A 19815-nucleotide genomic window follows, 5' to 3' on the forward strand; every position below is an offset into this window, starting at 1 on the left:
TTCGGTACTGCTTTCGCGCTATCGACAAAGCGTTGTGTTTGTCAGCTGCGAAGAAGGAAGAGTATGAAGCATTTCGCTAAATCCGTCAACCTTCTTTTTTACTACGTCCCTTTTGTGCCGCAAACTAGTGCGTCTCATTGGGGAGGCGAACTATAGCCAAGTCCTGGCCAGGAAGCAAGCTTTATCCAGAGAAATCTTCGCGTGCAGCGTAAAATGGCTGTTTTTCCTCGATCCCTGCCGTCATGACCATCCTGCTCTCCACCCTGAACGCCCGCTATACCCACGCTTCGCTGGGCTTGCGCTACCTGCTGGCCAACATGGGGCCGCTGCAGGCACAGACACGGCTGCAGGAATTCGTCATCGGCACCAAGACCACGGAGCTGGTCGAACGCATCCTGATCAACAAGCCGCGCATCATCGGTTTCGGCGTGTATATATGGAACGTCGAGGAAACAACGAAACTGGTGGCCATGCTCAAGCGCGTGGCGCCTGAGGTCGTCATCGTGCTGGGCGGGCCGGAAGTGTCGCATGAGGCGGGCGAGCAGGAGATCGTCAAGCTGGCCGATTACCTGATCACGGGCTGGGGCGACGTCACCTTCCCCAAGCTGTGCGGCGAGATCCTCCATGGCCCCAAGCCGCTGATGAAGATCCACGCAGGCGTGCAGGCGCCGCTGGCGGAACTGCAGCTGCCCTACTCTTTATATACGGACGACGATATCCGCCACCGCACGATCTACGTGGAAGCGTCGCGTGGCTGCCCGTTCAAGTGCGAATTCTGCCTGTCCGCGCTGGACAAGACGGCATGGCCCTTTGCCCTGGAAAATTTCCTGGCAGAAATGGAATCCTTGCATGCGCGCGGCGCCCGCCTGTTCAAGTTCGTCGACCGCACCTTCAATCTGAACATCAAGACCAGCCTGAAGATCATGCAGTTCTTCCTGGACATGATCGAGGCCAATCCCAACGATCCCATCTACGCCCACTTCGAACTGGTACCCGACCATCTGCCGGACGCCTTGAAAGAAGGCATCAGCAAGTTCCCGCCCGGCGCGCTGCAGTTCGAGATCGGCATCCAGAGTTTCAATCCGGACGTACAATCGCTGGTCAGCCGCAAGCAGGACAATCAAAAGGCAGCAGATAACATCCGCTGGCTGTGCGAGGAATCGAACGCCCACTTGCACGTGGACTTGATCGCCGGCTTGCCGGGCGAGGATGAAGCGAGCTTTGCTGCCGGCTTCAACAAGCTGGTGGCCCTGAAACCGCATGAAATCCAGTTCGGCATATTAAAACGGCTGCGCGGCACGCCCATCATCCGCCACACGGAGAATTTCGGCATGGTGTTCGACCCGCACCCGCCCTACACCATCCTGGCCAATAAGCAGCTCGATTTCATGAGCATGCAGCGCCTCGTGCGCTTCGCCCGCTACTGGGATCTGGTGGCCAATTCGGGCCGCTTCGCCAATACGGTGCAATGGATGCTGGGCGATGCGCCATTTGAAAATTTCATGGACTTTTCGAACTGGCTGTACGCGCACACGGACGCCACGCACCGCATCGCCATGGAGCGCCTGGCCAAGCTGGTGGCGCAATGGCTGCAGACGCGCGGCATGAGCGCGGCGGAAGCCAACGCCCTCGTCGCCAGCGACTATGCGGGCGGCGCGCAAGCGGCCGCGCACGCCAAGCCGGCCGAAACGGACGCGGGCATCACCAAGGCACGCCCGGACATCGCCCTGCCGCAGCGGCAGGCGCGCCACCTGGCATCCTGACAGGCCGGCGATCGAACAGCGGTGGCGGTCTGCGCCATTCTCCCTTAAACTGGCACGATGCCGACTGTACAATCGCCGAAACTGACCCTCTCCCAGACCAGCTCCCAACAGGGAGCCGTCGTCACTGCCAGCGGCACCTGGCAGGTGCACGCGCTGGCGCATGACAACGCCATCAAGGCCATCGACGCCCAGCTCAAGCCCCTGCAGGGCGACGCCAACACCCACTGGGACCTGTCGCAGATCGACAGCATGGACCATATCGGCGCCCAGCTGTTCTGGAATGCCTGGGGCAAGCGGCGCCCCGCGCAGCTGACCCTGGCGCCGTCGCTGGAAGAGTTTTTCCGGCGCATCGAAGAGACGGGTCCGCTGGAAACGCCGCCCTCGCGCGCCAACCGCCTCACGCCCGTGATGAAGCTGGGCATGGCCATCCTGCTGTTTTTCGAACACTTGAAGGGCTTTATCGCCCTCGTGGGCCAGGTGACGCAGGATATCGGCCGCTTCGCGCGCCACCCCATGCGCGGGCCGTGGCGTGAAATTTCCGCCAACATCTTCCATGCGGGCTTCCAGGCGCTGGGCATCACGGCCCTCGTCGGCTTTCTGATCGGCGTCGTGCTGTCCTATCTGTCCGCGCAGCAGCTGCGCGCCTTTGGCGGCGACATTTATCTGGTCAACCTGCTGGGCATGAGCATCATCCGCGAACTGGGGCCGCTCCTGGCCGCCATCCTCGTGGCGGGCCGCTCCGGCTCGTCCATCACGGCGCAGCTGGGCGTCATGCGCGTCACGGAAGAGCTCGACGCCATGCTGGTGATGGGCATTTCGCACGGCTTTCGCCTGATCATGCCGAAAGTGCTGGCCCTGGCCATTTCCATGCCCCTGCTCGTCATCTGGACGGATACGGCCGCCTTGATCGGCGGCATGGTAGCGGCCAAGGTGGAACTGAATCTGTCGGCGCGTTACTTCATCCAGAAGCTGCCCGACGCCGTGCCGCTGGCCAACTACATGATCGGCCTGGGCAAGGGCGCCATCTTCGGCATGCTGATCGCCCTCGTCTCCTGCCACTTCGGCCTGCGCATCAAGGCCAATACGGAAAGCCTGGGGCGCGGCACCACCACCGCCGTCGTCACGGCCATCACCGTGGTGATCCTGGCCGACGCCGTGTTCGCCATCGTCTTCAATGGAGTGGGCTACTGATGGCGGACGACACCAATATCGCTTGCGGCACGGGCAAGGAAGGCCAGTTCAACCTGCATGGCAGCGCGTCCGTGGTGGAAATCACCAACCTGTGGACCAAGTTCGGCCGCACCGTCGTGCACCAGGACTTGAACCTGGAAATCGAGCGGGGCGAGATTCTCTCCATCGTGGGCGGCTCCGGCACGGGCAAGACCGTGCTGCTGCGCCAGATGCTGGGCCTGGAACACCCGGCCCGCGGCTGCGTCAAAGTCTTTGGCGAGGATATCAACCAGGCCAGTTCCGACCAGCTGCAGCAATTGCGCAACCACTGGGGCATGCTGTTCCAGCAAGGCGCCCTGTATTCGGCGCTGACCGTGTTCGACAACGTGGCCCAGCCCATGCGCGAATTGCGCGTGCTGCCCGAGGCGCTGATACGCGACGCGGTACTATTAAAGATGAACATGGTGGGACTGGGGCCGGAACATGCGCTGAAAATGCCGTCGGACCTGTCGGGCGGCATGATCAAGCGCGTGGCCCTGGCGCGCGCCCTGGCGCTGGAACCGAAGCTGCTGTTCCTCGACGAACCGACGGCGGGCCTGGACCCGGACTTGTCGGAAAGTTTCGTCTCCCTGATCCAGTCGCTGCACCGCGAGCTGGGCTTGACGGTGGTGATGGTCACGCATGACCTCGACACCCTGTTTGCCCTGTCCACGCGCATCGCCGTGCTGGCGGCAAAACACGTGATCGCCATCGGCCCCACGCGCGAGGTAATCGAAGTCGACCACCCGTTCATCAAGCAATTTTTCCTCGGCGACCGCGGCAAGCGCGCGCTGGCCGTCCTCGATGAAAAACAGGCGGCAGACGGCAAGGCGGCGCAGCCAGGCGACGACGCCGGCACAGACAAGAAAGCGGAGAAGTAATGGAAAACAGATCACACGCCCTGATGACGGGATTTTTTACACTCACTTTGCTGGTGGCCGCCATTCTGTTCGGCGTCTGGTTCAACCGCGACCGCGTGGAAAGAGTCCCGTACCTGCTCGCCACCACCCTGTCCGTGCCGGGCCTCAATCCGCAGGCGACCGTGCGCTACCGTGGCCTGGAAGTGGGCAAGGTCGACGCCATCGATTTCGACACGCAAAAGGCGGGACAGATCCTCGTGCACATCAGCGTGGCGCCCGATACCCCCGTCACCAACACCACCTTTGCCACCCTGGGCTACCAGGGCGTGACGGGCATCGCCTACATCCAGCTCGACGACGAGCATGTGGGCTCGAAGCTGCTGGGCACCAGCAAGGACAAGCCTTCGCTGATTCCCCTGCGCGCGGGCTTGCTGGACCAGCTGGAAAAGCGCGGCAAGCGCATCCTCGACCAGGCCGAGCAGATCACCAACAAGGTGAATAACCTGCTGAGCCCGGAAAACCAGGCGGCCATGCTGGGCGCCTTCAATGAAGTGGGCAAGGCGGCCAAGGCCTTCGGCGCCATTCCGCAGCAGCTGGAGCCGACCCTGACGCAATTGCCGCAACTGACGGAACAGACGCGGCAAACCTTGACGGCCGTCAGCACGGCCAGCAAGAACGTGTCGGACCTGACGGCCACGTGGAAAAAACTGGGCAACGACATCCAGGCGCCCGGCGGCGTGCTCGACAAGGTCAATGGCACCGTCGACAAGGTCGGCAGCTCGGTGGAAACGGTGGCCAATGGCGTGTCGCTGGAAGTCTTGCCGCAAGTCATAGAACTGAGCGGCGAGGCGCGTTCCTCGATGCGCGCCCTGAAAACCACCATGAGCACGCTCAATGAACAGCCGCAGAGCATCCTGTTCGGCGCCCCAGACATTCCGCCCGGCCCGGGCGAGCCCGGTTTTTCGGCGCCGGGCAAATAAGGAGAACGCACCATGCAACTTCCACGCAACGTCACCCTGCTGGCCCTGGCCGGCGCTTTCCTGCTGGGCGGCTGCGCCAGCCGCGGTCCCCTGCCCACGTTTTACGATTTCGGCCCCGTGACGCCGCAGGCTGCCGCACAGCCGGCCGCGCCTGCCGTGCCCATGCTGGTCATCGCCGAGGCCAACGGCCCTTCCTGGCTGGATAGCCAGCGCATGTATTACCGGCTGCTGTACGCCGATGCGCAGCAGTCGCGGCCCTATGCCTACAACCGCTGGAACACGCCGCCGCTGCAACTGTTGAGCCAGCGCCTGAAAACGCGCGCGGCGCAAAGCGGCGTGAAAGTGCTGTCGACCACGGACGCGGCCGCCGGCATTCCCCTGCTGCGCATCGACGTCGATGATTTTTCGCAAAACTTCGATACGCAGACGCAAAGCAGCGGCCACGTCTCGCTGCGCGCCTCGCTGTTCCGCGGCCACCGCCTGATCGACCAGAAAACCTTCAGCCGCAGCGGACCGGCCGGCAGCGCCGACGCGCAAGGGGGCGCACAGGCGCTGGCCGCCGCCTCGGACGCCATCGCCGCCGACCTGCTCACCTGGCTGGGCACGCTGACCATCCCGAAAGAATGACGGCACCAGCTTCCCCCGCCAGTCCGGCGCCGCCGCCCGCACGCTCGTCGCCCGTCTCGCGCGCGACCCTGCTCGCCTACGTCTTCCTGATCGTGTACGCCAGCTGGTTTCCGTTCACGGGCTGGCACAGCAATGGCCTGTCGCCGCTGACCTTCCTGGAAAACACGCGCATGCCCCGCTACTGGACGGGCTTTGACGTGGGCGTCAACGTCGTCGGCTACATCCCGCTGGGCGCGCTGATCGTGTATTCGCTGTTTCCCAGGGTCACAGGTTTCCTGGCCATCGTCATCGCCACCCTGTGCGGCGTGTTCATTTCCGGCAGCATGGAAGCCGTGCAAACCTATCTGCCCAGCCGCGTTTCCTCGAATCTCGACTTCTATACGAATTCGGCCGGCTGCTGCATCGGTTCCATCATCGGCGCCTTGACGGCGCGCAAGCTGCTCGACCACAGCCACTTGCTGCGCCTGCGCCAGCGCTGGTTTGCCCAGCATGCGAGCCAGGGCCTGGTGCTGGTGGCCCTGTGGCCACTGGCACAGATCTATCCGCAAGGCTATCTGTTCGGCCTGGGCCAGCTGCTGCCCATCCTGTCGGACTGGCTGTCCAGCCTGATGGGCATGGAAATCGACCTGGCATCCTACCTGCGCCCCGACACGATATTGACAGTCGAGCAATATTGGCTATCAGAAACCATCATCACGGCCTGCGGCATGACGGGTGCCGTGCTCACCTTGCTGTGCCTGCTGCGCCGCGCCGCGCCGCGCGCCATTTTGATGCTGACGCTGATCGCCGCCGCCCTGATCGTGCGCTCCATGGCCAGCGCGCTGCTGTTTTCCCCGCAAAACGCCTTCGTCTGGATCACCCCGGGCGCCCAGGGCGGCTTCCTGATCGGCCTGATCATGCTGGGCGGCCTGGCGTTCGCGCCCCACGTGGCGCAGCGCCGCATCGCGGCCGCCACCTTGCTGCTGAGCCTGGTGATGGTGAATACGACGCCGATCAACCCGTATTTCATGTCAACCTTGCAAGGCTGGGTACAGGGCAAGTTCCTGAACTTTAATGGCGCGGCGCAATTCCTGGCCCTGCTGTGGCCTTTCATGGCCCTGTGGTTCCTGTGCCTGCCCTCGCACCGCCTGAACCGGCAGGACGACGTGCAGCGCCAGCGTCGCGAAGACCACCCATAAGCGCTATCATGGCGCATTGATGAATCAGCAGGAGCATAGTATGAGCGACGCACCGTATTTTGAACGCCACGTTTTTTTCTGCATGAACAAACGTGAAGACGGCCGCAACAGCTGCGGCGACCATGGCGCGGAAGCAGCGCAAAAGCATTGCAAGCGCCGCATCAAGGAGCTGGACATGAATGGCGCGGGCAAGATCCGCATCAACCAGGCCGGCTGCATGGACCGCTGCGAGGAAGGCCCGCTGCTGGTGATCTACCCGGAAGCGACCTGGTACACCTACGTCGACACCAGCGATATCGATGAAATCATCGATACGCACCTGGTGGGCGGCAAGATCGTCGAACGCCTGAAGATTTAATGCCAATTTAAGAGAATGCCACCAGTATGAGCATCATGAACAGAAACTCGGAAAAATTTACCCTCGCCGGCCATGCGGGCAGCATGGAAGGCTTGCTCGATTTCCCGGCAGACACCCCGCGCGGCATCGCCCTCGTTGCCCATCCGCACCCGCTGTACGGCGGCACGATGGACAACAAGGTCACGCAAACCCTGGCGCGCGCCTTTGTCGCCCTCGGCTACGTGGTGGCGCGCATCAACTTCCGCGGCGTCGGCGCCTCGGAAGGCGTGCATGACCATGGCGTGGGCGAAACGGACGACATGCAATTGCTGTACGAACACATGCGCGGCCTGTACCCGGGCTTGCCCGTGGCCCTGTCCGGCTTCTCCTTCGGCACCTTCGTGCAATCGAAGCTGCAGGAACGCCTGGCCGCCGCCGGCACGCCCGTCGAGCGCCTGGCGCTGATCGGCAGCGCGGCCGGCAAGTGGGCCATGGCCGACATCCCGGCCGACACGATCTTGATCCACGGCGAACTGGACGACACGATTCCCCTGTCCGCCGTCTTCGACTGGGCCCGTCCGCAGGACATCCCCGTGATCGTGATCCCCGGCGCCGACCACTTTTTCCACCGCAAGCTCAATCACATCAAGAACCTCGTGATTGCCTTGTGGCATGGTGACAAACCCGCAATATCAGCAGATGATCATTGAAGTGTGGGCTTACTACCGCCTGCACGGCTATAATTGATCCGTTTTTTCCACGCGGCCATGTCAGTAGCAACAACATGGCCCTCAGCCTTCATCTTTTTCGCAGACCAGCCTCCATGAAAAAACTTTTAGCGGCACTGGCCTCCAGTGTATTTTTCCTATCCGCCGCCTTCGCGCAAACCGTTCCCGCGCCGACCATCGCCGCCAAGTCCTGGCTGCTGCTCGACGCCACCAGTGGCCAGATCATTGCTTCGCAAGATCCGGACGCCCGCATCGAGCCGGCATCGCTGACCAAGATCATGACGGCCTACCTGACGTTTGCCGCCATCCGCGAAAAGAAACTGGCGCTGGACCAGAAAGTGAACGTGTCCGTGCGCGCATGGAAAGTCGATTCGAGCAGCTCGAAGATGTTCATCGACCCGGCCACGCCCGTGTCGATCGACGACTTGCTGCACGGCCTGATGATTCAGTCGGGTAACGATGCCGCCGTGGCGCTGGCCGAAGCCGTTGCCGGCGACGAAGGCACGTTCGTCGTGCTGATGAACCGCGAAGCCCAGCGCATGGGCTTGAAAAACACCCGTTTTGCCAATCCGCATGGCTTGCCTAGCCCGGAAAACTATTCCACGGCGCAAGACCTGTCCGTGCTGGCCCAGCGCGTGATCGCCGACTACCCGGAATTCTACAAGATCGATTCCATCAAGAGTTTCACTTACAACAAGATTACCCAGCCTAACCGCAACCGCCTGCTGTGGCTGGACCCCACCGTGGATGGCATGAAGACGGGCCACACGGAAGCGGCCGGCTATTGCATGATCGCCTCGGCACGCCGTCCGGGCGGCACGGGTGAGCGCCGCCTGATCTCCGTGGTGCTGGGCACCACGTCCGACCAGTCGCGCACGCAGGAAAGCCAGAAGCTGCTGAACTGGGGCTTCCAGAACTTCGATACGGTCAAGCTGTACTCGAAGGGCCAGGCCGTGGCCACGCCGGAAGTGTGGAAAGGCTCGAAAGGCACCGTGAAAATCGGTTTCGCCCGCGACGTGCTCGTCACCGTCCCGAAAGGCACGGCGGCGAAGATGAAGCCGGTGCTGGAACGCAAGGACCCGCTGGTCGCGCCACTGGCTGAGAACGCCCCGGTCGGCAAGCTGAAAATGATGGTGGACGACAAGGTCCTGCTGGAACTGCCCGTCGTGGCCCTGGAGCCGATCAACCAGGCAACCATCTTTGGCCGCGCCTGGGATTCGATGCGTCTGTGGATGAAATAAGTCCCTGACGTTCCCATACGTTCCCCATAAAAAATGCCCGCAGATGCTGCGGGCATTTTTTTTTGGCCTTGCGCTACGTCAACTTACTTCAGCGGCGCATCCTTCAGGTGCGGTGCGCGCGGCACGGGCGGGAAGGTGCCGTGGCGGCCGGCGGCAAACGTCGCTTCCGTCTGAGATGGCTCCACCGGCACGGACAGCTTGCGCACCTTGGCCACCTGCGCCGCCGTCACAGGCGTGCCGCGGTTGCCCCAGCTGGTCTGGATGAAGGTCACCACCTGCGCAGTCTGCTCATCGGTGAAGATGTCGGCATACGGTGCCATCGTCAGCGCCGACGGCGCCGTGCGCGTGGCCGGCACGGCGCCGCCCGACAGCACGATGTTGATGGCCGACGTAGGGTCGTTCGTCTGCAGCACGGCGTTGCCGGCCAGCGCAGGGAACGCCTTGTCGTAGCCCTTGCCGTCGGAACGGTGGCAGCCGGCGCAGCGGTCCAGGTAGAGCTGGGCACCCGTGGAATTGACGATGCCGCTGAACAATTGCTTGCCCAGCTTGTCGTCCGCCACGAAGGCGGGCGTGGCCGGGTTCGATGGCGGCAGGGACTTCAAGTACTTCGCCATCGCCGCCAGGTCGCCATCCGTCATGTGCTGCATGGAATGGGCCACCACATCGTTCATGGCGCCGAACGACGCCGTATGGCTGTTGCGGCCCGTCTTCAGGAATTCGACGATCTCCGCCGCGCTCCAGCGCGCCAGTCCGCCGCCATGTTCATTGCGCAGCGATGGCACGGACCAGCCGTCGATCACGCCGCCGCCGGCCAGGAAGGTGGTGTTGCCCGCGTCCGTCAGCGATTTTTCCTGCATGCCCACGCCGCGCGCCGTGTGGCAGGCGCCGCAGTGGCCCAGGCCCTGCACCAGGTAGGCGCCGCGCAGCAGTTGCGCATCGCCCGTGGCCGGCACCTTGTACGGCTGCGGCGTGGGGGCGAAGGCCCAGCGCCAGATGGTCAGCGGAAAACGCATCGACAGGGGCCAGGGAATGTCGGCCGCCTTGTTCGGCGTCGGCTCCGCCTTCACGCCATGCATGAAGTAGGCGTACAGGGCCTGCATGTCCGCCTCGCTCAGGCGCGAGTACGAGGGATAGGGCATGGCCGGATACACGGTGTAGCCGTGCTTGGTCACGCCGGTGCGCATCAGCTTGTCGAAATCGGCAAAGCTCCAGTCGCCGATGCCGGCTTTTTTATCGGGCGTGATGTTGGTGGAATACACCTTGCCGATCGGCGTTTCCATGCCCAGGCCGCCCGCGAACGGCTTGCCCTTGGTGCCGGCCGTATGGCAGGCGATGCAGTCGCCGGCGCGTGCCAGGTATTCGCCCTGGCGTATCAGCTGGGCGTTCGGGGTGGTGGCGCTGGCGGGAGCAACCGCGCCGGCGGACCAGGCGATGCTGGGAGTACTGGAGGCGAGCGCCAGCAGCAGCGCGCCCACGGTAGTGGTGAATGTGTTGTTCATCTTCTTGTTCTTTATCAAGCGACCAGGGGACGGGGATCTTGCAGGTATTGCTCGCGGATGGCCTTGGCCGACCAGTAGGTCAGCGCGCAGGCCAGGCCCGTCGGGTTGTAGCCGATGCCGACCGGGAACACGCTGGAACCGACGGCAAACACATTGTGCACGTCCCAGCTCTGCAGGTAGCGGTTGACGACGCTGGTCTTGCGGTCCGCGCCCATGGCCGTGCCGCCCGCCCAGTGGGTGGTCTGGTAGTTGCGCAAGTCCAGGTGGTCGCCCACGCTCTTGACGGACACCTTGATCGCTTCCGGATTCATGGCTTCGGCCACCTTCATCATCTTGTCCGTGACGAAACGGCTCATCTTGATGTCGTTTTCCTTCCAGTCGAAGGTAAAGCGCAGCAATTGCTGGCCAAACTTGTCCGTGTAGGTCGGGTCGAGGTCGACGTAGCAGTCACGGTAGGTCATGTTGGCGCCGTGGCAATCGAAAGACACCGTGTTCAGGTAGCTCTTCTTGACGGCCTTTTTCCAGGCAGAACCCCAGGCGGGCGTGCCGTCCGGCGTGGCGATGCCGGAGATCGGTTTCGAGCCGGCCGGGTTGCACCAGGCGGGCGAGCCGCCGACAAAACCCAGCGGGCCATGGTCGAAATTGTCGCCATTCCAGTCATCGAGCGCGACGCCGGTGCCGCCGGCGCCGATGAAGGGGTTCGTATTCGTGTCTTCCTTGAAGAAGGTCTGGATGGTGGACATCATCTGGTAGGCGATGTTGCGTCCCACCACGCCCTCGTTGCTGACGGGATCGTACGGCTTGCCGATGCCCGACAGCAGGAACAGGTGCGCGTTGTTGTAGGCAAAGGCGCTGGCGATGACCAGCTCGGCCGGCTGCTCGACGGCCTTGCCATCCGCATTGATGTAGGTCACGCCCGTCGCGCGCTTCTTGCTGCCGTCGAGGTTGATGCGCACGACGTTGCAGTTGGCGCGCAGCTCGAAGTTGGCCACCATGCGCAGGGCCGGCATGATGTTGACGTTGGGCGAAGCCTTGGAATAGTTGTAGCAGGCGTAGCCGGAGCAGAAACCGCAGAAGTTGCACGGTCCCATCTGGCAACCGTACGGGTTCGTGTACGGGCCGGAGGCGTTCGACGAGGCGTTGACGAAGGGGTGGTAGCCGACGGATTTGGCCGCGCGGCGGAACAGTTCCGCCGTGTACGGCACTTTCTGCGGCGCCAGCGCGTAATTGTCGGAGCGGTCGCCCTCGAACACATTGCCGTCGCCGACGACGATGCCGTTGACCTTGTAGGCCTGGCCCGAGGTGCCGAAGACTTTCTCGACGAAATCGAAGTGCGGCTCCAGCTCGGCGTAGGTCACGCCAAAGTCCTGGATCGTCATGCCTTCGGGGATGAATTTCTTGCCATAGCGGCGTTCGTAGTGGCTGCGGATCTGCAGTTCTTCCGGCAGGACGCGCCAGTGCATGCCCGACCAGTGCAGGCCCGCCCCGCCCACGCCCGTGCCCGGCTTGAAGGCGCCGATCTGGCGGTAGGGCACGGCCACGCCCGTGATGCTGTGGCGGAAGGTGAACGTGCTCTTCGACATGTCCTGAAACAGCTTGGTGCGCTGGATGTAGGTCAGCTCGTCGAGGGTCTTCGGATAGGCGCCGTCGGGATAGGTGTCGCGGTACTCGCCGCGTTCCAGCGCGACCACGTTCAGGCCCGCTTCCGTCAATTCCTTGGCCATGATGGCGCCGGTCCAGCCGAAGCCGACAATGACGGCATCGACAGGCTTCATTTTCAAATCTGGTGTGATATCACTCATGATGGTTTTTCTTTTTCTTTGATCTAGTACAACAACAATGCGATGACAGGCTTAGGCGATGGAGACGGGCGGCAATGGGTATTTCTTGCCGTACTGCTCGACCCAGTCCATGTAGTCGGCGCGCGCGCCAGGGAATCCGACCATCTTCCAGGCCAGCATGTCCTTGTTACCGCCGTGCACGGGGTCGCAGAAATAGCCTTCGCGCGTGTTCTGCAGCAGCTGGTTGAAGAAGGTCTTCGAGGGCACTTCGCCGATGTCCAGGCTGCCCTTCTGCAATTGCGTGATGACGGCGTCGCGCTCGGCCGCGGCCAGCTGCACGAAAGGCTTGCCCGACTGTTTATGCACGGCCGCGTTCACGCCCGCCAGGGCGCTCCTGTACAGCTCGCGCGGCGCCATGTGGAACTGGTAGCCGAACTGTTCGATCGACGGCACGAACGGTCCCTGCATGTACCACAGGGCGCCGTAGGCGTAAGGCGTGTTCATCTGCAAATCGATGAATTCATGGGCGCCCGCTTCCAGCGCGCCCGGGCCTTCGCCATCGGCGGGGATCAGGCGGTCGACCAGCGCGCTCAAGGTGGCCCATTCGGTGGCGTCGAAAAAGCGCGGTTTGTAGGCAGGCTGGTCCTTGGAGACGGCCATGGCCAGTCCGCCGCCGGCACCGGCCAGCAGGGCCACGGCAGGCGCGGCGCCGACGGCCTTGCGCAAGAAATTACGCCGATGGGGCGAAATCCCGATGGTTTTCATAGGTTTTCCTCAGGCGGCACGAGCCGCCACAATGATGGATGGGGGAAGAGCAATGCGGGCAAGCGCCGCTGAGCGTGCAGATTTCACGTGGGATAGGCCAGGGTATCGCAGCGCTCATCTATCTGCCTCTTGGTTAGTTGACCAACATGATTGACAAGCGCTTGTTTTGCATTTACGGTGCGCATCGTACCATAATTAAAAGAAACATTCAGAGACAGGCTCAACGTGATTAAAAAAGAGGCGCCGGCGCGTGGCCGCCCGCGCAAGGCGGGCGTGGAAGATGCCGTGCTGGAAGCGATCGTCATGCTGGTCCGGCAACATGGACTGGAAGCGGTAACGATACAGATGGTGGCCGACGCGGCCGGCGTGGGACGCCAGACGATTTACCGGCGCTGGCCGCGCCGCGAAGAAATGCTGCTCGACGCGCTCGTCAAGCGCACGGCGGAAAAGCTGCAGCGTGCCCTCGACATGCCGGAAGGCCAGGAAATCGAGGCGATCTGCGCGCGCATCTTCGACAACCTGAACGCCGATGGCCGCTTCACCTGCGACCTGCTGGTGCTGATCCACGACGACCCGGCGGCGCAGCGGCGTTTCCGCGAACAGATCGTCGCCCCATGGATCGCCCTCGTGGTGCAGCGCCTGACGCAGATCGGCGTGCGGGCCGACCTCGACCTGCGCCTGTTCGCCTTCATGCTGCAATCGGCGCTCGTCTACCAGATGCAGCTGGGCGGCGTGCTTGACGAAGCCTTGCAGGAACGCTGCTGCCGCTTCATACGCAGCATGCTGTAGCTGGATATAATCATAACGATGATCCCTTCCCCATCTGAAAGCCAGCCCATGAGCCATGTATTTCCCGCCAGCCTGCAAGCGCCGCGCAGCCGTTTGAGCAGCAACGGTCCCGAACTGTCGCGCATCGTGGCCGGCATGTGGCGCATCGGCGAGTGGAATATGTCGGCGCAGCAGCGCCTGGCCTTCATCGAGCAATGCCTGGCGCTGGGCGTGACGAGTTTCGACCATGCCGACATCTATGGCGATTACAGCGCGGAAGGCCTGTTCGGCGAAGCGCTGGCCCTGCAGCCGGGCTTGCGCGACAAGATGGAGCTGGTCAGCAAATGCGGCATCAAGCTGCTCTCGCCGCACCGCCCGGGCCATGCCATCCAGCATTACGACACGAGCGCGGCGCACATCACCAGTTCCGTGGAACACAGCTTGCGCCAGTTGCAGACGGACCGCCTGGACTTGCTGCTGATCCACCGTCCCGACCCGCTGATGGATTTCGACGAGATCGCCGGCGCGTTTACCCAGTTACAAGCGTCGGGCAAGGTGCTGCACTTTGGCGTCTCGAATTTCAGCCGCCACCAGTTCGAATGCCTGCAGCGGCGCTTCCCCCTCGTGACGAACCAGGTCGAATTTTCGCCGCTGCACGTGGCGCCCCTGTTCGACGAAACCTTCGACGGCTTGCAGGACGTGGGGGTGGCGCCGATGATCTGGTCGCCGCTGGCGGGCGGGCGCCTGTTCCAGGGCGGTGATGCGAACGTGGAGAATTTGCGCAATGTCATCAAGCAGATCGCCGACCAGCTGCAGCGTCCGTTTGCCAGCGTGGTATTTGCGTGGATCATGCAACTGCCTTGCCGCCCCCTGCCGCTGACGGGCACGGGCCGCATCGAAGCCGTGGGCGTGGCCGTGGAAGGCACGCAGTTTTCGCTCAGCCGCAGCGACTGGTTCGCCATCCTGCGCGCCGCGCGCGGGCACGAGGTGGCTTAATACTTAGAAGGTCTAACAACCGTAGCGAGCGGCAGTGAGGCTCGGCGCCCCCGTTGGCCAAAGAAGCGCAGCTGTGCGAATGCACGGGGACGCCGAGTCAGTGAGCATCGCAGGCCGCAAATCGCGACGCGCAGTAGGTTGTTAGGCGTTCTAGTCGATCTCGTCAGGGTCGTTGAATACCTGCGGTAGCGCAATGCCGCGCCAGCCCAGGTGCCAGGCCAGGTTCAGGGCCAGGGTGGCGGCGATGTAGACGGCGAAGAAGAGGGCAAAGAAACTCGTCTTGAGCCACACCAGCAGGGCGATGGCCACGATCAGTACCAGCAGCGCGGCCAGGCTTTTCTTTTGCTTGGAGCTGGGGAAACGCAGGGTCGACACCATCAGGCTACCCACGCCCACCAGCAGCAGCATCAGCAGATAGCTGTGCAGCATGGAATTGATGGGCGCCGGCCAGGCCACCACCACGGCCGCCACGCAGGCGGCACCGGCCGTGATCGGCATGCCGACAAAATACAGGGGATCGGTGCGCCCCACGTTCACATTGAAGCGCGCCAGACGCATGGCGCCGCAGGCAACAAAGAAGAAGCTGGCCATGCCGCCAAAGCGCAGCAGCAGGGGATCGTGTACGCCCATCTGCACAAAGCCATAGCAATACAACAAGACCGCCGGGGCGCAGCCGAAATTCATCACGTCGGCGATGGAATCGAGCTGCACGCCGAACTGCGAGCTGGTGCCCGTCAGCCGGGCCACATAGCCGTCGAGCGCGTCAAACACGCCGGCCAGGACCAGCAGCGCCGCGGCCAGGCGGTAGGCATCCGCGTCGCCCACCGTGGCGTTATCGACGGAAATGACGATGCTGGCAAAGCCGCAGGCAATCGACAGCAACGTCACCATGCTGGGCAAGGCGTATTTGGCGCGCTGCAGGCGCGACTTGGGCAATGTGTTCAAATTATCGGCAATCAAAGTAACGGGAAAAAAACCAGCGCGGCGGCCTGCGCTGCACTATGCTCATTCTACCCTGTGCGGCAGCGGCACCGTCGGCGCACATGCAGGCGACATATCTTTTCATTAATGCTCTACGGCATATAAAAATGCCTTAGAATCGATTCCAGGGTGTCACGGCGGCCCCCACAACATTGATACCGCCTGAACAACACCGTCGCGTGCGCACGGCACTCGTGGTCGAGAAGGGCAACTGTACCAGGGGTACGGTGCGCCTCGCCGACCGAAAATGACGACGCGCGGCAGGTGCTGGCAGGTGTACTTATACAGGAGTCAGCTTGATTGCCTCGTCACTGCGTTGGAAACACACCCTCCCGGCCCTGCTGATTGCCGCCTTGCTGAGCGCTTGCGGCGGCGGTGGCGATAACGGCAGCAATACGACGCTCAATACCTCGACGCCGGCCGGCCAGCTGACCCAGGAGCCGGGCGCCCCCGCCCTCAGCAACGACATCGCCACGGATGGTTTCAACTGGTTCAATTACCGCCGCAGCCAGATCGGCCTGGCGCCGCTGGTGCGCAATGGCCTGATCGACAACGCGGCCCTGGGCCATTCGAATTACCTGAACAGCAACAATACCGTGGCGCACGAACAAGTGGTCGGCAAGCCCGGCTTTACCGGCGTGAAGCTGGGCGACCGGCTGGCCAAGGCGGGCTACGTGGCCACCTCGCTGCAGGGCGAAGTCATCGCCGGCGCGGCGAACACGTCCGGCTTCTACCTGGCCGAGGAATTGATCACGGCCATCTACCACCGCTTCGTCATTTTCGAGCCGCTGTTCAAGGAAGGCGGCGCCGGCGCGGCCGTCAACACCAGCGGCTACGCCTATTTCACCACCGACCTGGCCGGCAACAGCCGCCTTGGCCCCGGCTTGACGGCAGGACAGCTCGTCGTCTACCCGTTCAGCGGGCAAGTGAAGGTGGCCACCAGTTTTTCCAGCAATAACGAGTCACCGGACCCCGTCCCGAACCAGGACGTGGTCGGCTACCCCATCAGCGTGCATGCCAATTACGGCACGCCCATCAGCGTGACGACGTTCAGCGTGCGCCAGCGCGGCGCTGGCGCGGACTTGACGGTGCGCCTGCTCAAGAGCGACAACGACGAGCATACCCCCGTGTCGGCCGCGTCCATCATTCCGCTGGCCACCTTGAGCGCGAATACCGTCTATGACGTGAGTTTCATCGGCAAAGTCAATGGCGCGGACGTCACGCGCAGCTGGTCGTTCACGACGCGCTAGACGGGAGCGCCACGGCAAGCGGGCGCAGTGTTCAGGACGACTGGATGTAAAATAGCGGTTCCACTGCCATTGACAAGTTTTCGGCTCACTGCACAGCAGGCAAGATGAAACCACACGCCACTTGCGATGATGAGGCTGCCGTCGCGGCCTCCGACATGGTCCGCATTCTCGACGTCGAGAATGGACTGGGCCGCATCATGGGCGACCGCCCCCTGTACCTGAAAATCCTGCGCCGCTTCCTGCACGACCACGGCACCACGCCGTGCCAGATCCGCAGCGAGTTCGATGCCGGCAACTACAGTTCGGCGCGTTTGAAAGCCCATACCCTGAAGGGCGCGGCCGGCATGATCGGCGCGCGCCACGTGCATAGCCTGTCGGAAACCCTGGAAGCGGCGCTGCGCGCGCAGGCGCCGGACCTGGCACAGCAGATGCTGCAACTGGAACTGGCGCAGGATCAATTGCTCGGCGCCGTCAGCAGCATGCTGGGCACGCCGGACGACACGCATACGGCGGCGCAAGACATGGCGCCGGACCCGGCCGCGCCCGCCATCCAGCTGCTGCTGGCGCGCCTGGCCAGCCATCTGCGCGAAGGCGACGGGGCCGCCATCGATATCCTGGAAAATTCGGCCAGCCTGCTGGCCGCCAGCCTGGGCGTGAACGTGTATCACGAAGTGGCGGCCGCCGCGCACGAGTTCGATTTCGAAGGCGCCCTGGCGGCGCTGCTGCGGCGCCGCTAGCTAGCTAGCGAACTCAAGGGTTGTACTGCGTCTCTTCCGCATACGCCATGCCGCAGGTCTTGCCGCAAAAGCGGCGCACGGCATCGAGCGGCTTGTCACAGTACCAACACGCACCTTTGGGCGGCAGGGAGGCGATCAATTCCGGCATGGCGGGCAATGGCCGCGCCAGCACCTCCTCGCATTCCACGACGTCCGGCTGTTTGCTGTCCATGGCGCTTCCTTTCCTAGCGGCACTTCGAGGCCGCTCAGCAAGATTACGTCAGCGCAGTTTGGACTCCATGACATTTCTCAACGGCGTCAATGCTAGCTTGACTTTTGGTAGCTGCGCACGGCGTCATTGGCTTGCTCATCGATGATTTTCCGCAGGCGCGGCTGCCCCGCATACCTGGCGGCCAGGCGCTTCCATTGCCGCTGCGCCAGGCCGCACGATTGCTCGACGGCTTGCGTGATCTCGCGCTGGCGCGCCTTGTCATTGTCATCCCATTCGCCGGCAAAATGCTCGCACATTTGCGCCTGCTCAATGAACTGCGCCACGTCGCGCGGCAGCTTTTCCTGCGCCGGGCACAGCAAGGGCAGGCAGCACAATATGCCGGCGATGCGGATTTTCACGTTGCGCCCTTACTTGCCGATGCAGAAACGGCTGAAGATCACGCCCAGCAGATCGTCGGGCGAGAACTCGCCCGTGATGCTCGACAGCTGCACCTGCGCCAGCCGCAGTTCTTCCGCGAACAGGTCCAGCGACTGGTCGTCCTGCGCCGCGTGCTCGGCCGCGATATTCAAGTGCTTGCCGGCCGACTTGAGCGCGATCAAATGGCGTTCGCGCGCCAGGTACAGCGACTCGCCCGTCTGCTGCCAGCCGGCGATGCGCAACAGTTCCGCGCGCAAGAGGTCGATGCCGATGTGCTCGTGCGCCGACAGGTACACGTGGGTGGCGTCCGGCAAGGCATCGACGCCGGGCTTGTGGCCGGACAGATCGATCTTGTTCCACACGCGCACCACGGGCACGCCTTCGGGGAAGGCGGCGACGATGGTTTCATCGGCCAGAGTCGGGCCATGGTCGGCATCGAGCAGGTGCAAAATCACGTCCGCCTTGCCGATTTCGCCCCAGGTGCGCTCGATGCCGATGCGCTCGACGGCGTCGATGGTGTCGCCCGCGCTGCGGATGCCGGCCGTGTCGATGATGTTGAGCGGAATGCCCTCGATCTGGATGGTTTCGCTGACCTTGTCGCGCGTCGTGCCGGCGATCGGCGTCACAATCGCCACGTCGGCGCCCGCCAGCGCGTTCAGCAGCGACGACTTGCCCACGTTGGGCTGGCCCGCCAGCACGACATTCAAGCCTTCGCGCAGCAGCGCGCCCTGCGCCGCCTGGGCAAACACTTTATTCAAGGCTTCGATGACGGCCTTCAATTGACCGCGCGCATTCGATTTTTCCAGGAAGTCGATTTCTTCTTCCGGGAAGTCCAGGGTCGCCTCGACCAGCATGCGCAAGCCCGTCACCTGCTCCACCAGCGCGTGAATCGTGTTCGAGAACGCGCCGGACAGCGATTGCGAGGCGGACTTGGCCGCCGCTTCCGTGGACGCATCGATCAGGTCGGCCACGGCTTCGGCTTGCGCCAGGTCAAGCTTGTCATTGAGGAAGGCGCGGCGCGTGAATTCGCCCGGCTCGGCCAGGCGCAGGCCGCTGTCCTTGCCCGCTTCGAGCACGCGCGCCAGCAGCAGCTGCAGCACGACGGGGCCGCCATGGCCCTGCAATTCCAGCACGTCTTCGCCCGTGTAGGAATGGGGACCCTTGAAGTGGATGGCGATGCCCTGGTCGATGATGGCGCCGTCCGCTTCCGTAAACGGCAGATAGGTGGCGTGGCGCGGTTTCAGCGCCTGCGCGCCGAACAGGGCCGTCATCAGGGGAGCGAGGTTTTTGCCGGAGGCGCGGACCACGCCGATGCCGCCGCGTCCGGGAGCGGTGGCGATGGCGGCGATAGGGGAAGAGTCAAGTTTCATGGGGATATTGTAGATTATTCGGGAAAGGCTGCGGGAGCCGCGCTATTGTCAGCGACAAACCGGGCGCACATGAAGGGGGCGGCTCAGTGGGAAGCCGGCAAAACCCACTTTTTTTGA

General features: G+C 63.2%; 20 protein-coding genes. 13 read left to right on the forward strand and 7 right to left on the reverse strand.

The genetic code is table 11. The features are described from left to right. The first annotated feature begins 242 nt into the window (after positions 1–242). The 9 genes from EBS11_RS10095 to EBS11_RS10135 all read left to right on the forward strand — a co-directional run bounded on the left by EBS11_RS10095 (position 243) and on the right by EBS11_RS10135 (position 8923). Entirely contained in the window at positions 243–1763 is a 1521-nt protein-coding gene (locus EBS11_RS10095; protein ID WP_290602445.1) for a radical SAM protein, read from the forward strand. A gap of 57 nt (positions 1764–1820) precedes the next feature. Continuing rightward, positions 1821–2954, forward strand: coding sequence for an ABC transporter permease (locus tag EBS11_RS10100; RefSeq protein WP_290602446.1), 1134 nt, complete (start codon positions 1821–1823; stop codon positions 2952–2954). Beyond that, positions 2954–3853: an ATP-binding cassette domain-containing protein gene (locus tag EBS11_RS10105; RefSeq protein ID WP_290602448.1), complete on the forward strand. Its 900-nt coding sequence runs from the start codon at positions 2954–2956 to the stop codon at positions 3851–3853. Before EBS11_RS10100 ends, EBS11_RS10105 begins: the two co-directional genes overlap by 1 nt. Then, positions 3853–4812: an MlaD family protein gene (locus EBS11_RS10110; protein ID WP_290602450.1), complete on the forward strand. Its 960-nt coding sequence runs from the start codon at positions 3853–3855 to the stop codon at positions 4810–4812. Before EBS11_RS10105 ends, EBS11_RS10110 begins: the two co-directional genes overlap by 1 nt. Before the next feature lie 12 nt (positions 4813–4824). Further along, on the forward strand, positions 4825–5439 hold the full coding sequence (locus EBS11_RS10115; RefSeq protein ID WP_290602452.1) for an ABC-type transport auxiliary lipoprotein family protein: 615 nt from the start codon (positions 4825–4827) through the stop codon (positions 5437–5439). Beyond that, positions 5436–6617 carry a VanZ family protein gene (locus EBS11_RS10120; RefSeq protein WP_290602458.1) on the forward strand — a complete coding sequence of 394 codons (1182 nt, stop codon included), beginning with the start codon at positions 5436–5438 and terminating at the stop codon, positions 6615–6617. The genes EBS11_RS10115 and EBS11_RS10120 overlap by 4 nt, the downstream gene beginning before the upstream one ends. 40 nt (positions 6618–6657) lie before the next feature. Beyond that, a complete protein-coding gene (locus tag EBS11_RS10125; protein ID WP_034781335.1) occupies positions 6658–6975 on the forward strand; it encodes a ferredoxin in 318 nt (105 codons plus the stop codon). A 35-nt stretch (positions 6976–7010) separates the two neighbouring features. Then, on the forward strand, positions 7011–7664 hold the full coding sequence (locus EBS11_RS10130; protein ID WP_290602466.1) for an alpha/beta hydrolase: 654 nt from the start codon (positions 7011–7013) through the stop codon (positions 7662–7664). A gap of 113 nt (positions 7665–7777) precedes the next feature. After that, entirely contained in the window at positions 7778–8923 is a 1146-nt protein-coding gene (locus EBS11_RS10135; RefSeq protein ID WP_290602469.1) for a D-alanyl-D-alanine carboxypeptidase family protein, read from the forward strand. An 83-nt stretch (positions 8924–9006) separates the two neighbouring features. On the opposite strand, the gene EBS11_RS10140 is transcribed toward EBS11_RS10135, so the two are convergent. Genes EBS11_RS10140 through EBS11_RS10150 form a run of 3 tightly spaced genes read right to left on the reverse strand, consistent with a single transcriptional unit; the run spans position 9007 to position 12968 of the window. Further along, a complete protein-coding gene (locus tag EBS11_RS10140; protein WP_290602477.1) occupies positions 9007–10422 on the reverse strand; it encodes a cytochrome c in 1416 nt (471 codons plus the stop codon). Positions 10423–10436: 14 nt separating this feature from the next. After that, complete coding sequence (locus tag EBS11_RS10145; RefSeq protein WP_290602478.1) at positions 10437–12224, reverse strand: GMC family oxidoreductase; 1788 nt, start codon at positions 12222–12224, stop codon at positions 10437–10439. A gap of 51 nt (positions 12225–12275) precedes the next feature. Continuing rightward, positions 12276–12968, reverse strand: a complete 693-nt coding sequence (locus EBS11_RS10150) for a gluconate 2-dehydrogenase subunit 3 family protein (RefSeq protein ID WP_290602479.1) — start codon at positions 12966–12968, stop codon at positions 12276–12278. 225 nt (positions 12969–13193) lie between these two features. Here EBS11_RS10150 and EBS11_RS10155 point away from each other — a divergent pair, with 225 nt between their 5' ends. Both EBS11_RS10155 and EBS11_RS10160 read left to right on the forward strand, forming a co-directional pair. Beyond that, positions 13194–13757 carry a TetR/AcrR family transcriptional regulator gene (locus EBS11_RS10155; RefSeq protein WP_290602481.1) on the forward strand — a complete coding sequence of 188 codons (564 nt, stop codon included), beginning with the start codon at positions 13194–13196 and terminating at the stop codon, positions 13755–13757. A gap of 48 nt (positions 13758–13805) precedes the next feature. Further along, positions 13806–14732, forward strand: coding sequence for an aldo/keto reductase (locus tag EBS11_RS10160; protein ID WP_290602482.1), 927 nt, complete (start codon positions 13806–13808; stop codon positions 14730–14732). 150 nt (positions 14733–14882) lie between these two features. On the opposite strand, the gene pssA is transcribed toward EBS11_RS10160, so the two are convergent. Further along, positions 14883–15668 (reverse strand): CDP-diacylglycerol--serine O-phosphatidyltransferase, encoded by a 786-nt coding sequence (pssA, locus tag EBS11_RS10165; RefSeq protein WP_290602587.1) that lies wholly within the window; start codon positions 15666–15668, stop codon positions 14883–14885. 341 nt (positions 15669–16009) lie between these two features. Here pssA and EBS11_RS10170 point away from each other — a divergent pair, with 341 nt between their 5' ends. Together EBS11_RS10170 and EBS11_RS10175 are read left to right on the forward strand one after the other, a co-directional pair. Further along, complete coding sequence (locus EBS11_RS10170) at positions 16010–16963, forward strand: CAP domain-containing protein (RefSeq protein ID WP_365955182.1); 954 nt, start codon at positions 16010–16012, stop codon at positions 16961–16963. A 104-nt stretch (positions 16964–17067) separates the two neighbouring features. Further along, positions 17068–17700: an Hpt domain-containing protein gene (locus EBS11_RS10175; RefSeq protein ID WP_290602484.1), complete on the forward strand. Its 633-nt coding sequence runs from the start codon at positions 17068–17070 to the stop codon at positions 17698–17700. 13 nt (positions 17701–17713) lie between these two features. Here EBS11_RS10175 and EBS11_RS10180 read toward each other — a convergent pair whose 3' ends face one another. The 3 genes from EBS11_RS10180 to mnmE form a co-directional block, all read right to left on the reverse strand. Continuing rightward, complete coding sequence (locus EBS11_RS10180) at positions 17714–17911, reverse strand: hypothetical protein (protein WP_290602486.1); 198 nt, start codon at positions 17909–17911, stop codon at positions 17714–17716. Between the two features lie 92 nt (positions 17912–18003). Further along, positions 18004–18309, reverse strand: coding sequence for a hypothetical protein (locus tag EBS11_RS10185; RefSeq protein WP_290602488.1), 306 nt, complete (start codon positions 18307–18309; stop codon positions 18004–18006). Positions 18310–18318: 9 nt separating this feature from the next. Next, positions 18319–19698, reverse strand: coding sequence for a tRNA uridine-5-carboxymethylaminomethyl(34) synthesis GTPase MnmE (mnmE, locus tag EBS11_RS10190; protein WP_290602489.1), 1380 nt, complete (start codon positions 19696–19698; stop codon positions 18319–18321). Between the last annotated feature and the right edge of the window lie 117 nt (positions 19699–19815).

Origin of the sequence: Janthinobacterium sp., from assembly GCF_009923995.1 — a bacterium.
GTDB lineage: Bacteria > Pseudomonadota > Gammaproteobacteria > Burkholderiales > Burkholderiaceae_D > Janthinobacterium.

What these genes read in the sequence shown, in the direction of transcription:
- EBS11_RS10095 (WP_290602445.1), top strand. Translation starts at nt 243, where the DNA reads ATGACCATCCTGCTCTCCACCCTGAACGCCCGCTATACCCACGCTTCG.
- EBS11_RS10100 (WP_290602446.1), top strand. Translation starts at nt 1,821, where the DNA reads ATGCCGACTGTACAATCGCCGAAACTGACCCTCTCCCAGACCAGCTCC.
- EBS11_RS10105 (WP_290602448.1), top strand. Translation starts at nt 2,954, where the DNA reads ATGGCGGACGACACCAATATCGCTTGCGGCACGGGCAAGGAAGGCCAG.
- EBS11_RS10110 (WP_290602450.1), top strand. Translation starts at nt 3,853, where the DNA reads ATGGAAAACAGATCACACGCCCTGATGACGGGATTTTTTACACTCACT.
- EBS11_RS10115 (WP_290602452.1), top strand. Translation starts at nt 4,825, where the DNA reads ATGCAACTTCCACGCAACGTCACCCTGCTGGCCCTGGCCGGCGCTTTC.
- EBS11_RS10120 (WP_290602458.1), top strand. Translation starts at nt 5,436, where the DNA reads ATGACGGCACCAGCTTCCCCCGCCAGTCCGGCGCCGCCGCCCGCACGC.
- EBS11_RS10125 (WP_034781335.1), top strand. Translation starts at nt 6,658, where the DNA reads ATGAGCGACGCACCGTATTTTGAACGCCACGTTTTTTTCTGCATGAAC.
- EBS11_RS10130 (WP_290602466.1), top strand. Translation starts at nt 7,011, where the DNA reads ATGAACAGAAACTCGGAAAAATTTACCCTCGCCGGCCATGCGGGCAGC.
- EBS11_RS10135 (WP_290602469.1), top strand. Translation starts at nt 7,778, where the DNA reads ATGAAAAAACTTTTAGCGGCACTGGCCTCCAGTGTATTTTTCCTATCC.
- EBS11_RS10140 (WP_290602477.1), bottom strand. Translation starts at nt 10,422, where the DNA reads ATGAACAACACATTCACCACTACCGTGGGCGCGCTGCTGCTGGCGCTC.
- EBS11_RS10145 (WP_290602478.1), bottom strand. Translation starts at nt 12,224, where the DNA reads ATGAGTGATATCACACCAGATTTGAAAATGAAGCCTGTCGATGCCGTC.
- EBS11_RS10150 (WP_290602479.1), bottom strand. Translation starts at nt 12,968, where the DNA reads ATGAAAACCATCGGGATTTCGCCCCATCGGCGTAATTTCTTGCGCAAG.
- EBS11_RS10160 (WP_290602482.1), top strand. Translation starts at nt 13,806, where the DNA reads ATGAGCCATGTATTTCCCGCCAGCCTGCAAGCGCCGCGCAGCCGTTTG.
- EBS11_RS10175 (WP_290602484.1), top strand. Translation starts at nt 17,068, where the DNA reads ATGAAACCACACGCCACTTGCGATGATGAGGCTGCCGTCGCGGCCTCC.
- EBS11_RS10180 (WP_290602486.1), bottom strand. Translation starts at nt 17,911, where the DNA reads ATGGACAGCAAACAGCCGGACGTCGTGGAATGCGAGGAGGTGCTGGCG.
- mnmE (WP_290602489.1), bottom strand. Translation starts at nt 19,698, where the DNA reads ATGAAACTTGACTCTTCCCCTATCGCCGCCATCGCCACCGCTCCCGGA.